Here is a 13304-nt window from a genome sequence, read left to right as displayed (position 1 = left end):
GGACAAGAACGACCTCGAGGAGCTCGGCCTGCTCAAGGTCGACATCCTGGCGCTGGGCATGCTGTCGGCGCTGCGCCGCACGCTCGAGCTGGTCGGGCAGCAGCGCGGCACGGTGTTCTCGATGCAGGACATCCCGGCCGAGGACAAGGCCACCTACGACATGATTTGCGCCGCCGACACCATCGGCGTGTTCCAGATCGAGTCGCGCGCGCAGATGAGCATGCTGCCGCGGATCCGGCCGCGCACCTTCTACGACCTCGTCATCGAGGTCGCGATCGTGCGCCCGGGGCCGATCCAGGGCGGCATGGTGCACCCCTACCTGCGCCGGCGCCAGGGGCTCGAGCCGGTGCTCTACCCCAAGCCGGAGATGAAGCTCGCGCTCGAGCGCACGCTCGGGGTGCCGATCTTCCAAGAGCAGGTGATGCAGGTGGCCATGCTCGCGGCCGGCTTCACGCCGGGCGAGGCCGACCAGCTGCGGCGCGCGATGGCGGCCTGGAAGCGCAAGGGCGGCATGGAGAAATACTACAGCCGCATCGTCAACGGCATGCTCGCGCGCGGCTACGAGCTCGCCTTCGCCGAGGCCATCTTCAGCCAGATCCAGGGCTTTGGCGAATACGGTTTCCCGGAGTCGCACGCGGCCAGCTTCGCGCTGCTGGCCTACGCGAGCTCGTGGCTCAAGTGCCACGAGCCGGCCGCCTTCCTGTGCGCCTTGCTCAACAGCCAGCCGATGGGGTTTTACAGCCCCTCGCAACTGGTGCAGGACGCGCGGCGCCACGGCATCGCGGTGCGCCCGGCCGACATCGCCATCAGCGGCTGGGATTCGACGCTCGAGCCGGCCTCTAGCGTGCCGGCGGGCGGGCAGGCGGCGATCAGGCTGGGCCTGTCGCTGCAGCGCGGCATGCGGCGCGAGGCCGCCGCGCGCATCGAGGACGCGCGCGCGATCCGCCCCTTCGACAGCGTGGCCGACCTGGCCCGGCGCGCCGGGCTCGACCGCCACGACCTGCAGGTGCTGGCCGGCGCCAACGCCTTGATGTCGCTGGCGGGCAACCGGCGCCAGGCGCTGTGGCAGGCGGTCGGCGCGGTGCCCGACAAGGATTTGCTGCGCCCCACCAGCCCGATTGAAGAGACGCCGGCGCTGCGCGCCCCGAGCGAGGGCGACGAGATCGTCGGCGACTACCGCGCGCAGGGGCTGACGCTGGGGCGCCATCCGCTGGCGCTGCTGCGCCCGAAGTTGCTCGAGCGGCGCTTCATGCCGGCCGCCACCTTGCACGACTACAAGCAGGGCCAGCTCGCGCGCGCCTGCGGCATCGTCACCGTGCGCCAGCGCCCGGGCACGGCCAAGGGCGTGCTGTTCGTCACGCTCGAGGACGAGACGGGCAATGTCAACGTGATCGTCTGGCCCAGCCTGGTCGAGCAGCAGCGCCGCGAAGTGCTCGGCGCCACGCTGCTCGGGGTCTACGGCGTGTGGCAGAAGGAGGGCGAGGTGCGCCACCTGGTGGCCAAGCGACTGGTCGACATGTCGGACATGCTGGGACGGCTGGGCACGCGCAGCCGCGACTTTTGTTGACGCCTTGCGGGACAAGGTTGCCAGCCGGGATTTGATAGGCGCGGATCGGGCCGAATGTTTTGATGCAGGTCATGAAAATCGCCGGTCCCGGGGGCTAGTATTGGCGCATCGGCAGTCCGGAATCGCATCCAACCCTGACAGGAGTTTATCGATGAAAACGACATTCAGATCCGCGACGTGGGTCGCCACCTTGGTGGCGGCAATGGCAACGGGAGGCTGCGCGGCCTGGCAAGAGCGGAGGCACGCCCAGCACCACGCTGGCGCCGAGGACGCGCAACCGGCGGCCATGGCGCCAGGCGCGACAGGCTCGTCAGGCGCTACGGGCGCGTCAGGCTCGTCAGGCGGGGGAATGGGAATGGGGCGGGGGATGATGGAAATGAAGGCCATGTGCGACATGCACAAAAATATGATGAGTGCGAAAACCCCCGAAGAACGGCAGGCAATGATGGACGAACGATTCAAATCAATGTCGCCGGAAATGAGGAAAAAACACATGGAGATGATGCAGGCTTGTAAGTAGCCGCCGTGGCGGGCCCGTGCCGGCAAGCGCTTTCGCGTCTTGGACTTTGCTATCGCTCTCCCTGCGCCGCGGGCCGGTACATTATTTATTGCAACACCAACCCCTTTTTCGCGCGCGCTCCGTTACATTCTCCTGATACTGCCGACACAGGCATTAAAAGGAGAAAAAGATGCCGTCCCACCCCAAGCCATCCCACCCCAAGCCGTCCCACACCAAGCCGTCCCACAGCCTCGCCGCTGGCCTGGTGCTCGCGTTCGCCGCGGCGCTCGCGTGCCCGGCGCAGGCCGCCGACACCGCGCCGGCCAAGACCCTGACCGCGTTCGCCAGCGAAGCCGCGCTGCAGGCGTTTTTCAAGCGTTACGCGGACGAACAGCGCGCCCGCGAAGAGGCCGCGGCCAAAGCCAGGGCCAAGGCCATGGCCAATGCCGCACCAGCGGGCGAACCGATGTATTCGGTCGCGCCAGGGATGGCGCCGCCTTCCCCAATCCCCATGCCCGCCTACGCGCCCCCGCCATCCCCGCCATCCCCTTCGGCCCCGGCGGCCCCGTCGGCGTCGGCCAAGGCGGCGGGCGAATCGGTCACCAACACCCAGACCGCGGGCGTGGACGAGGGCGGCATCGTCAAGGTGCACGGCCAGCATCTGGTGATGCTGCGGCGCGGCAAGCTGTTCACGGTCGACATCGGCAAGGGCCGGCTCAAGCCGGTCTCGTCCATCGACGCCTTCGCCCCCGGCACCGACCCCTCCGGCAGCTGGTTCGACGAAATGCTCATCTCCGGCGACACGGTGGCGGTGATCGGCTACAGCTACCGCCGCGGCGGCACCGAGATCGGCCTGTTCGACATCGACCGGGCCGGCCAGCTGCGCTACCGCGCCACCTACCATATGCGCTCGAACGACTACTATTCGTCGCGCAACTATGCGAGCCGGCAGATCGGCAGCAAGCTGATCTTCTACACGCCCTTGTACCTGCGCCCGGGCCAGTCGGACCCCTTGTCCAAGTTTCCGGCGCTGCGCAAATGGCGCCCGGACGCCACCCCGGCCGACTTCGAGCGCATCGCGCCGGCCACCCGCATCTACCGCACCGACGATCCAATCGAACCGCACGCGCGCCTGGCATTGCACACGGTGACGGTGTGCGACCTGGCCGCGCGCGAGATGAAGTGCGAGGCCAGCGCCGTGCTCGGGCCGCAGGGCAGGGTGTTTTATGTGTCGGGCGAGTCGGTGTACGTGTGGGCCGCGCCGGGACGCCAGGCCGAGGGTGGGCGCAGCGGGGCCGGCCTGTTCCGCATTCCGCTCGACGGCGGCGCGCCCAGCGCGCTCAAGGTGGCCGGGGCGCCGGTCGACCAGTTCTCGTTCCTCGAAAGCGGCGACGGCCACCTCAACGTGCTGGTGCGCGCCCAGGGCGGGGGCGAGGGCATGTGGCGCGCCGAGCGGGGCAGTGGCGAGGTGGCCCTGATGCGGGTGCCGCTGAAGTCGTTCTCGGACGGGCGTGACAGTGCCCCCGCGCACAGCTATCGGGCGCTGCCCAACGCCGACCGCTACGGCGTGCAGAACCGCTACGTCGGCGCGTATTTGCTCTATGGCAGCTCTGCCAGGCACGTCAACTCGCCGCCGGATGCGCCGCGCCACGCGCTCCACGCGGTGCGTTGGGATGGCGCGGGCGAGGCGCAGACGCTGTCGATGCCGCACGCGGTCGAGCGGATCGAGGCGATGGGCGCCGATGCGGTCGTGATTGGTTCGCGCACCGGGGACTTGCATTTCTCGAGCATCAAACTGGGTCGCGTGGCCGAGCTCGCCTACCGCTACGTGCGCGGCAACGCGGCGCAAAGCGAAGCGCGCAGCCACGGCTTTTTCTATAAGAGCGAGCGTGCCGACGACGGCATCGTCGGCCTGCCGATCACCCACGACGGCCGGGCCGGCAATGCCGGCGGATACGGTCCGGCCGCCTCGTTGCTATATCTGCGCAACAAGCGGCTCAGGCTCGACGAGCTCGGTTCGCTGCTGTCGCAGCCGTCCAAGACCGACGATGGCTGCCGCGCCTCCTGCGTCGATTGGTACGGCAACGCGCGCCCGTTGTTCCTGCAGGGGCGGGTATTCGCCCTGATGGGTTATGAATTGGTTGAAGGCAAGGTGCGCGGCGAGCGCCTGTCGGAGACGCGCCGCATCAGTTATGCGCCGGCGACCATGGCCATCGCGCGCTGACCGTATCTTCCATAGGCGTCGGCCATAGGCGTCGGCCACAAGCTTCGGTCCGAAGCATCGGCCACAAGCGTCAGCCAAATGCTTTGGCCATTAAAAAGCGCGTGGCGCCGGCGAATCCCGCCGGGGCCACGCGCCTTGTTTTACGCGCCTTGTTTTACACGCCTGTCAGTGCGCGTTGGTGCCGTAATAGCCGTGGATCTGGCTCGCCCATTGCTGGTTCGCCATGTCGGGCCAGTCGCTGGTGTCGAAGCCGGGCGCGTTCTCGATCTTCTCTTTCTCGAGGTTGAGCGTGAAGCGCTTGTTGACGGTGTCGAGCGTGAGCGCCGACCAGGGCACCGCGAACAGCTTCTCGCCGATCGTGAAGACGCCGCCGAAGGACATGACCGCGTAGGCGATCTTGCCGGTGCGCATGTCCAACATGATTTCCTTGATCTCGCCGAGGTGTTCGTCGACCAGGTTGTGCACATGGTTGCCGATCAGGGTGTTCGCACCCATCAGTTCTGGGCCAGGACCTTTGTCGCCGGTATTCACATACATGCCATAGGCATCGCGTTCTTCGTAAGTCATAGTGGACCTCCTGTATAAAAGTTCGAGCATGGACGTTGATCCGCCTCAAGTCTGTTCGCTGACACACGCAGTCCTTGCGCATTTTTGCAGCTCATTCCCTCATTGGCGCATTCTGTCGCCAACTATCCCGGCCGGCGGTGACTTTCGATAGAATCCGACCCATTGTAAATACCAATGGGCAGGGCATCGTGCGCGGCGGTGCCCCGCTAGCCGCACCGGCAAATGAACACAAAATAAAAAGGAAGAACCCATGACCCAAAAAATAGCAATCGCCACACTGTGGGCACTCGGCCTCGCGTGCGCGCCGGCCATCGCGCAGGATGGACCTCCACCCGGAAAAATGTGGCTCGGTGAATTCACCGTCGCCGGCAAGAGCACCGGCATCATCGTGCACGACCGCTCCGAGTATAAGGATGCGCCGTCCGTGGTCGACGTGCCGTCGATGAACGCGCGCAACATCCCGATGAGCAATTTCACGCTGACCCCGGCGGCGGGAAAATTCGAGCTGCGGGGCGGCCCGGAGTTGCTCAAGTTCGAGGGCGTGCGCCGCGATGGCAAGCTGACCGGCAAGGTCATGCAAGGCCAGACCCCGGGCGAATTCACGCTGGTGCAGGCCGCGCCGAACAACCTGGCCGATAATTTCAAGGCCGCGGGCAGCTACCAGGTCGCCCCGGGCCATGTGGTCGACTTGGGTCCGATGGACGAGATGGGCGGCATGCTCATCTTTATCGACCAGAAGACCCTGCGCGAAGGCCCGTTGTACCCGCTTTCGTCGACGCGCTTCGTGTCGGGCCCGAGCATCGGCGTGCCGTATCCGTTCGCCATAGGCGCCGAGTTCATCAAGGACGCCAAGGGCGCCATCACGGGCATGCGCTGGCGCGACGGCGACAAGCGGATGACGGCCAAGAAGATCGCCCCGCACCGGGTCGAGGAGGTCACGGTCGTCAACGGAGAAGTCACGCTCAAGGGTGTGTTGACGCTGCCATTGGGCAAGGGGCCGCATCCGGCGGTCGTATTCGCGCACGGCTCGGGGCCGGTCACGCGCAACCTCGGGATCTGGACCAGCTTCTTCGTGCGCCAAGGATTGGCCGTGCTCTCGCTCGACAAGCGCGGGGCGGGCGCGTCCACGGGCGATTGGATGAAGTCCGGCATGGACGACATCGCAGGCGACTGGCTCGCCGGGGTCGCCATGCTCAAGCAGCGCGCCGACATCGACGCGCGCCGCATCGGCGTGCACGGCAGCAGCCAGGGCGGCTGGACCGCGCCGCTGATGGCCGCGCGTTCCGACGATGTCAGCTTTGTCATCGTGCGCGCCGGTTCGGCGGTGCGGGTGGCCGAGACCATGGCGCACGAGATCGCATGGACGGTGCGCGAGGGCGGCATGTCCGAGGGCGATGCCAACGAGGCTTACGCGGCGTCGATGCAGTTGTTCGAACTGGCGCCGGCGGACTGGGACGAGTTCAGCGCGGCCGTGGCCGTGCACAAGGTCAAGCCCTGGGCCAAATTCGTCTGGCCGCTGGGCCAGTCCGAGAAGGGCTGGGGCCGTCCTTGGACCGCCAAGAATGCGCCGTTCGATCCGGCCGCCACGCTGGCCAAGGTCAAGGTGCCGGTGTTGTGGTTCCTGGGCGAATTCGACCACAATGTGCCGAGCGCCGAGTCGGCCAAACGGCTCGAGGAGGCGCGCATCGCCTCGGGCAACAAGAATTTCACGGTGGTGAATTTGAAAGACACCGGGCATAGTTTTGTGCAGTCGAAGACGGGCAATGCCGATGATTTCGTATTGGCCACCAAGATGGTGGAGGGGTATTTTTCGCGGATGGAAAGCTGGCTGCGTACCAATGTGATCAACAAAAAGTAAGCCACCCCGTCCTCGCGGAGGCGACGACGCATGCCGCGCCGCATCCGCGAGGACGATGTGGTTTGGGGGCGGCCGGGAATGGCTCGCCTTGGCACCACGTTATGCATTTTTGCCTTGTTTTGGTGAAGTATTGCCGCGTTTAAGGTATAATTTCAATTTCCCGCACGTGCCGTTCGGCACCTCCTGCAATGACCAAATTTGTCTTCGTCACCGGTGGCGTTGTGTCTTCCCTTGGAAAAGGGATAGCCGCCGCCTCTCTCGCCGCGATCCTCGAATCGCGCGGCCTTAAAGTCACCATGCTCAAGCTCGATCCGTACATCAACGTCGATCCGGGCACCATGAGTCCTTTGCAACATGGCGAGGTGTTCGTCACCGACGACGGGGCCGAAACCGACCTCGACCTCGGCCACTACGAGCGTTTCATCAGCACCCGCATGAAAAAGGTGAACAATTTCACCACGGGCCAGATCTACGAGTCGGTGATCCGCAAGGAACGCCGCGGCGAGTACCTTGGCAAGACGGTGCAGGTCATTCCGCACATCACCAACGAAATCCAGGACTACATCTACCGCGGCGCCGAGGGCGCCGACGTGGCGCTGGTCGAGATCGGCGGCACCGTCGGCGACATCGAGTCGCTGCCGTTCCTCGAGGCGGCCCGCCAGCTGAGCCTGCGCGCCGGGCGCAAGTCGGCCGCCTTCGTGCACCTGACGCTGGTGCCGTACATCGCCTCGGCGGGCGAACTCAAGACCAAGCCGACCCAGCACAGCGTGCAAAAGCTGCGCGAGATCGGCATCTCGCCGAACGCGCTGCTGTGCCGCGCCGACCGCCCGATCCCGAACGACGAGCGGGCCAAGATCTCGCTGTTCTCGAACGTCGAGGAAGCGGCCGTGATCTCGGTCTGGGACGTCGACACGATCTACAAGGTGCCGCAGATGCTGCACGACCAGGGTCTCGACGCGATCATCTGCGAGGCGCTCGGGATCGAGGCGGCCCCGGCCGACCTGACCATGTGGAGCAAGCTGATCCACGCGCTCGAGAACCCGAAGGTCACCGTCAAGGTCGGCATGGTCGGCAAATACGTCGACCTGACCGAGTCCTACAAGTCGCTCACCGAGGCGCTGCGCCACGCCGGCATCCACACCGAAAGCCGGGTCAACATCGAGTACATCGACTCCGAGGAGATCGAAACGCGCGGTTGCGCCGAGCTGGCCAAGTTCGATGCCATCCTGGTGCCGGGCGGCTTCGGCAAGCGCGGCGTCGAGGGCAAGATCATGGCCGCGCGCTACGCCCGCGAAAACAAGATCCCCTACCTCGGCATCTGCCTGGGCATGCAGGTCGCGTTGATCGAATACGCGCGCCACATGGCCGGCCTGGCCAACGCCAACTCGACCGAATTCGATCCGGACACCGACCAGCCGGTCGTGGCCCTGATCAACGAGTGGCAGAACCACGACGGCAAGGTCGAAAAGCGCGACGTCAACTCCGACATGGGCGGCACCATGCGCCTGGGCGCGCAAACCTGCGCCGTCAACCCGGGCACGCTGGCGGCCGAGATCTACGGCTCCGTCGTGACCGAGCGCCACCGCCACCGCTACGAGGCCAACAACCACTACCTGGCGCGCGTCGAGGCGGCCGGGCTGATCGTGTCGGCGCGCACCCCGACCGAGGACCTGTGCGAGATCATGGAATTGTCCCGCACCGGTGACAACGCGCACCCCTGGTACATGGGCGTGCAGTACCATCCCGAATTCAAGTCGACCCCGCGCACGGGTCATCCCTTGTTCATCTCGTTCATCAAGGCCGCGATTGCGCAGCACGCCCTGCACGCCGGGACGAACTCGCAGCAAGGAGAGGCAGCATGAAACTTTGTGGATTCGACGTCGGCCTAGACCAGCCGATCTTCCTGATCGCCGGCACCTGCGTGATCGAGTCGCGCCAGATGGCGATGGACACCGCCGGCACGCTCAAGGAGATCACCTCGGCGCTGGGCATCCCGTTCATCTACAAGTCCTCGTTCGACAAGGCCAACCGCTCGTCGGGCACGACCTTCCGCGGCCCCGGCATGGACAAGGGCCTCGAGATCCTGGCCGACGTCAAAAAGACGATCGGCGTGCCGGTGCTCACCGACATCCACACGATCGAGGAAATCCCGGCCGTATCAAGCGTCGTCGACGTGCTGCAGACCCCGGCCTTCCTGTGCCGCCAGACCGATTTCATCATCGCCTGCGCCCAGTCCGGCCTGCCGGTCAATATCAAAAAGGGCCAGTTCCTCGCCCCCGGCGACATGAAGAACGTGATCGACAAGGCGCGCGCGGCCGCCAAGGCCGCCGGCCTGTTAGAGGACAACTTCATGGCCTGCGAGCGCGGTGTCTCGTTCGGCTACAACAACCTGGTCTCGGACATGCGTTCGCTGGCCATCATGCGCGAATCGAATTGCCCGGTCGTGTTCGACGGCACCCACTCGGTGCAGTTGCCCGGCGGGCAGGGCACGTCCTCGGGCGGCCAGCGCGAGCACATCCCCGTGCTGGCGCGCGCTGCGGTGGCGGCCGGCATCGCAGGCCTGTTCATGGAAACCCATCCGAACCCGGCGCAGGCGATGTCCGACGGCCCCAACGCGATGCCGCTCGACCGCATGAAAGAATTGCTCACGACGCTAGTCGAGATCGACCGCGTGGTCAAGCGCGCCGGCTTCCTCGAAACCAGCTTCGCCTGACGTTCGCGCCCCCATCGGCGCGATCGTCGCAGCAGGCGGACCCGCGGGTCCGCAGATCCCTTTCCCACCTTACCGAAAGAGTGAACCATGAGTGCTATAGTTGATATTATCGGCCGTGAAATTATTGATTCGCGCGGCAATCCGACTGTCGAATGCGACGTGTTGCTCGAGTCCGGCGTGATGGGCCGCGCGGCCGTGCCTTCTGGCGCCTCGACCGGTTCGCGCGAGGCGATGGAATTGCGCGACGGCGATAAAAGCCGCTATTTCGGCAAGGGCGTGCTGCAAGCCTGCGAGAACATCAACACCGAGATCGCCGAAGCCATCATGGGCCTCGACGCCAACGAGCAAGCCTTCCTCGACCGCACCCTGATCGACCTCGACGGCACCGAGAACAAGAGCCGCCTGGGCGCCAACGCCATCCTGGCCGTGTCGATGGCCGTGGCCAAGGCCGCCGCCGAAGAGGCCGGCCTGCCCCTGTACCGCTACTTCGGCGGCTCGGGCGCGATGCAGATGCCGGTGCCGATGATGAACGTCATCAACGGCGGCGCGCACGCCGACAACAACCTCGACATCCAGGAGTTCATGATCATCCCGGTCGGCGCGCCTTCGTTCAAGGAAGCCATCCGCTACGGCGCCGAGATTTTCCACACGCTCAAAAAGATCCTGCACGAAAAAGGCCTGACCACCTCGGTCGGCGACGAGGGCGGTTTCGCGCCGTCGGTCGCCAACCACGAGGAGGCGATCAAGCTGATCATGCAGGCGATCGAGCAGGCCGGCTACGAGCCGGGCACCCAGATCTGCCTCGGCCTCGACTGCGCCGCGAGCGAGTTCTACAAGGATGGCAAGTACCACCTTGAAGGCGAGGGCATGCAGCTGAGCGCGACCGAATTCACCCACATGCTCGAGACCTGGTGCGACAAGTACCCGATCATCTCGATCGAGGACGCGATGGCCGAGAACGACTGGGACGGCTGGAAGATCCTCACCGACGCGCTGGGCAAGAAGGTGCAACTGGTCGGCGACGACCTGTATGTGACCAACACCAAGATCCTCAAAGAGGGCATCGACAAGGGCATCGCCAACTCGATCCTGATCAAGATCAACCAGATCGGCACCCTGACCGAGACCTTCGCCGCGATCGAGATGGCCAAGCGCGCCGGTTACACGGCCGTCATTTCGCACCGCTCCGGCGAGACCGAGGACTCGACCATCGCCGACATCGCCGTTGGCACCAACGCCCTGCAGATCAAGACCGGCTCGATGTCGCGTTCGGACCGCATGGCCAAGTACAACCAGCTGCTGCGCATCGAGGAAGACCTGGGCGACATCGCCAGCTACCCCGGCCGTGGCGCGTTCTACAACCTGAAGTAAGAACCAGGACCGGCCAGCCGCGCTGGCCGGTATCGTCCGCATGCGCATCATCACGCTCGCTCTCGCAGCCTTGCTGCTGCTGATACAGTTTCCGCTATGGCTGGGGAAGGGCGGCAAGCTGCGCGTGGTGGACCTTGAAGCCAAGGTCGTCGAGGCGCAGCAAAAGACGGTCGCGCTCAGGGCGCGCAACGCCAAACTCGAGTCGGAGGTGCGCGACCTCAAGGACGGCACCGGCGCCGTCGAGGAACGGGCCCGCTACGAGCTGGGCATGATCAAGCAGAATGAGATTTTTGTGCAGGTTCTCGGGAATAAGCCGGCGGTGACGTCGGTGACGCCGGCACCGGCGCCGGCACCCGCCGCCAAGTAATTGTTGTTCAAAAAATCGTTCACAGAAATCGTGCGGATCGAACTTAATTAGCAAGAAACCACATCGTCCTCGCGCATGCGGGGACCCATAGAACGGTTGCTATGCGCGAAAGTTCTATGGGTCCCCGCGTGCGCGAGGACGATGTTGGTTTATGGATTTTAAGTTTCTCACGACACGATTTCGGAAGCGGCCCAAGCGCCAATTCAGCTCGCTTCAATGTCGAGAATTTTATTCCTACCGCATGTGTTCCAATGGCAGGAACGACGTCGATTTCTGCTACTTCCCTCCCAACTTCACCGACGCGCGCGTTCGGCGGCGCGCGCCTTATCGAGCCCGGCTTCGAAGGCGATCGTGCCCGCCGCCGGGGTTGCCGGGCCGGGCATGCCCAGCGCGACGCGGAAGCCTTCAAAGCTGCTGGCATTGGTCGCGCCAGTATGCCCGCGGCCGGTGGAGGTGGCGGTGACGCGCGACTGGAAACTGCCGCCCCGGTGCATCCGCATATCCTTCGAGCAGTTCGTGGTCCAGGCCGAGCCATCGGCGGGCGCGCCCGTGTAATTGGCGTGCTCGCAGTCTTCCACGATTTCGCCGAGATTGCCGATCATGTCATACAGTCCGAACTGGTTCGGCTCATACATGCCGACGATGGAGGTGAACGCCGAGCCATCGGTGCACAACGCTTCGGCACCGGGTTTGTTGGTGAGCTTGCCGATCGCATCGCGCCCGAGGGTGTCGCGGATGTTCCCGTAGCGGCAAAGCTGCGTCTCGTCGGCGCCGAAATGGTAATTGTGCGGGCTTCCGGCGCGGGCCGCATATTCCCATTCCGACTCGCTGGGCAGGCGGTATGGCTTGCCGGTTTTTTCCGCCAGCCACGCGGTGTACGCCTTGGCATCGGCCCACGAGACGCACATCACCGGGTGGTATGGGCTTTGCGGGTATGCATTGGACTTCCAGGTGCCCGCTCCGGCTTCCATGCCCCAGTCGTTCGCCGCATGCTTCCAGCAGGTTGCGGGGGGCTGGCCTTCGGCGAGCGTGGGCGTATGCCCGGTGGCCTCGACGAACTGGCTGAACTGCCCGACCGTGACTTCGTAGCGCGACATCTGGAAGGCTGGGATGTTGACTTGGTGGACAGGTTGTTCGACCGGGTAGTCGCCTTTGGCGAGGGTGGTCGGGCTGCCCATCGCAAAGCTGCCGGCCGGGATGCTGGCCATGGATGGTTCGAGGATTGGATCGGCTGCCATTGCCGAACCGGCGTGGGCGATCAGGATCAGGGCGAGCAAGGAATGTTTTTTCATGGTTTTTGTAGTCGTGAAGTGAATGGATTTGTTTGAACAGTTCAAGAATGCCGAAGCCGCGCGCTGCGGTGAAACGGCTTGCGACGAATCGACAGCGGCGCCGACCAACGGCAAGCAGCAGGCCGGCATTCGCCCCGCTTGCGCCTTGCGCTGCCGGCATGACATCAACTCGCCGGAATCTCCGCGCGCTTGCTGCGCTTTTCACGCTCCTTTTGCTGTTCGGCGTCATAGTCGCGCTTGAACGCGGCCTCGGCAGAGCGGTCCGCAATATTGCCGTAGCGGCAGGCCAGCGCTTCGTTGTTCCCGAACGAATACTTGCGGGTGCTGCCCGCCCGGTGCGCGTATTCCCATTCGGCCTCGGTCGGCAGGCGGTACTTCTTGCCCGTTTCCTTGGCCATCCATTTGATGTACGCGTCGGCATCCTTGGGGCCGATGCAGGTCACCGGCTCAAAGCGGCTGTGCGAAAGCGTGTTGGCGTTCCAGTTGCCGGCCATGCTCGCGAACCAGGGGTTGCCGGCCATTTGAATGCACTGCCTTGGCGCTTTGTGGCCCGTCGCACTGATGAATTGCGCAAACTCTTTGACCGTCACCTCGTACTTGGCCATCTTGAACGCCTTGACCGACACCGTGTGCTCGGGCGAGGTGCTCAGCCAGTTGTTCGAGCCCATCGTGAACTGCCCGGCCTTGATGGCGACCATGTCGGGCTCGAACGGCTTCTCGTTGGCGGCCAAGGTATGGGCCGCAAAGCCCATCAGAATCAGGAAAGTGAGACATTTGGATGGCATCGTGTTGCTCCTCTTTGAATGTTGTGTGAACAGACAAGAGGATGCCGAACGGCCAGTCGGA

General features: G+C 64.8%; 11 protein-coding genes. 8 read left to right on the top strand and 3 right to left on the bottom strand.

All coding sequences use genetic code 11. The features are described from left to right. From C7C56_RS14090 to C7C56_RS14080, 3 genes are all read left to right on the top strand, one after another. Positions 1–1567: helix-hairpin-helix domain-containing protein (locus tag C7C56_RS14090; protein WP_229458772.1), on the top strand; the 1567-nt coding region annotated here is incomplete at its 5' end. 151 nt (positions 1568–1718) lie between these two features. Next, complete coding sequence (locus tag C7C56_RS14085) at positions 1719–2087, top strand: hypothetical protein (protein ID WP_106758010.1); 369 nt, start codon at positions 1719–1721, stop codon at positions 2085–2087. Between the two features lie 169 nt (positions 2088–2256). Continuing rightward, positions 2257–4290 carry a beta-propeller domain-containing protein gene (locus tag C7C56_RS14080; RefSeq protein WP_106758009.1) on the top strand — a complete coding sequence of 678 codons (2034 nt, stop codon included), beginning with the start codon at positions 2257–2259 and terminating at the stop codon, positions 4288–4290. Between the two features lie 165 nt (positions 4291–4455). Here C7C56_RS14080 and C7C56_RS14075 read toward each other — a convergent pair whose 3' ends face one another. Then, positions 4456–4857 carry a PRC-barrel domain-containing protein gene (locus C7C56_RS14075; RefSeq protein ID WP_106758008.1) on the bottom strand — a complete coding sequence of 134 codons (402 nt, stop codon included), beginning with the start codon at positions 4855–4857 and terminating at the stop codon, positions 4456–4458. 250 nt (positions 4858–5107) lie between these two features. Here C7C56_RS14075 and C7C56_RS14070 point away from each other — a divergent pair, with 250 nt between their 5' ends. The 5 genes from C7C56_RS14070 (at position 5108) to ftsB (ending at position 11166) form a co-directional block, all read left to right on the top strand. Continuing rightward, entirely contained in the window at positions 5108–6715 is a 1608-nt protein-coding gene (locus tag C7C56_RS14070) for an alpha/beta hydrolase family protein (RefSeq protein WP_106758007.1), read from the top strand. A gap of 188 nt (positions 6716–6903) precedes the next feature. Then, a complete protein-coding gene (pyrG, locus tag C7C56_RS14065; RefSeq protein ID WP_106758006.1) occupies positions 6904–8577 on the top strand; it encodes a CTP synthase in 1674 nt (557 codons plus the stop codon). After that, positions 8574–9428: a 3-deoxy-8-phosphooctulonate synthase gene (kdsA, locus tag C7C56_RS14060; RefSeq protein ID WP_106758005.1), complete on the top strand. Its 855-nt coding sequence runs from the start codon at positions 8574–8576 to the stop codon at positions 9426–9428. The genes pyrG and kdsA overlap by 4 nt, the downstream gene beginning before the upstream one ends. A gap of 87 nt (positions 9429–9515) precedes the next feature. After that, on the top strand, positions 9516–10799 hold the full coding sequence (eno, locus tag C7C56_RS14055; RefSeq protein WP_106758004.1) for a phosphopyruvate hydratase: 1284 nt from the start codon (positions 9516–9518) through the stop codon (positions 10797–10799). A gap of 40 nt (positions 10800–10839) precedes the next feature. After that, positions 10840–11166: a cell division protein FtsB gene (gene ftsB, locus C7C56_RS14050; protein WP_106758003.1), complete on the top strand. Its 327-nt coding sequence runs from the start codon at positions 10840–10842 to the stop codon at positions 11164–11166. 293 nt (positions 11167–11459) lie between these two features. Here the strand turns inward: ftsB and C7C56_RS14045 are convergent, their stop codons facing one another. Both C7C56_RS14045 and C7C56_RS14040 read right to left on the bottom strand, forming a co-directional pair. After that, positions 11460–12458, bottom strand: a complete 999-nt coding sequence (locus C7C56_RS14045) for a formylglycine-generating enzyme family protein (RefSeq protein WP_106758002.1) — start codon at positions 12456–12458, stop codon at positions 11460–11462. Positions 12459–12622: 164 nt separating this feature from the next. Further along, positions 12623–13243: a formylglycine-generating enzyme family protein gene (locus C7C56_RS14040; RefSeq protein ID WP_106758001.1), complete on the bottom strand. Its 621-nt coding sequence runs from the start codon at positions 13241–13243 to the stop codon at positions 12623–12625. Positions 13244–13304: the final 61 nt, after the last annotated feature.

Source organism: Massilia glaciei, assembly GCF_003011895.2.
Lineage (GTDB): Bacteria > Pseudomonadota > Gammaproteobacteria > Burkholderiales > Burkholderiaceae_D > Telluria_A > Telluria_A glaciei.
This window is presented reverse-complemented; position numbering and strand designations above follow the sequence as displayed.

Excerpts from the sequence above, each read along its gene's own strand:
- kdsA (WP_106758005.1), top strand. The coding sequence starts at position 8,574 with ATGAAACTTTGTGGATTCGACGTCGGCCTAGACCAGCCGATCTTCCTG.
- C7C56_RS14045 (WP_106758002.1), bottom strand. The coding sequence starts at position 12,458 with ATGAAAAAACATTCCTTGCTCGCCCTGATCCTGATCGCCCACGCCGGT.
- pyrG (WP_106758006.1), top strand. The coding sequence starts at position 6,904 with ATGACCAAATTTGTCTTCGTCACCGGTGGCGTTGTGTCTTCCCTTGGA.
- C7C56_RS14075 (WP_106758008.1), bottom strand. The coding sequence starts at position 4,857 with ATGACTTACGAAGAACGCGATGCCTATGGCATGTATGTGAATACCGGC.
- ftsB (WP_106758003.1), top strand. The coding sequence starts at position 10,840 with ATGCGCATCATCACGCTCGCTCTCGCAGCCTTGCTGCTGCTGATACAG.
- C7C56_RS14080 (WP_106758009.1), top strand. The coding sequence starts at position 2,257 with ATGCCGTCCCACCCCAAGCCATCCCACCCCAAGCCGTCCCACACCAAG.
- C7C56_RS14070 (WP_106758007.1), top strand. The coding sequence starts at position 5,108 with ATGACCCAAAAAATAGCAATCGCCACACTGTGGGCACTCGGCCTCGCG.
- C7C56_RS14040 (WP_106758001.1), bottom strand. The coding sequence starts at position 13,243 with ATGCCATCCAAATGTCTCACTTTCCTGATTCTGATGGGCTTTGCGGCC.
- C7C56_RS14085 (WP_106758010.1), top strand. The coding sequence starts at position 1,719 with ATGAAAACGACATTCAGATCCGCGACGTGGGTCGCCACCTTGGTGGCG.
- eno (WP_106758004.1), top strand. The coding sequence starts at position 9,516 with ATGAGTGCTATAGTTGATATTATCGGCCGTGAAATTATTGATTCGCGC.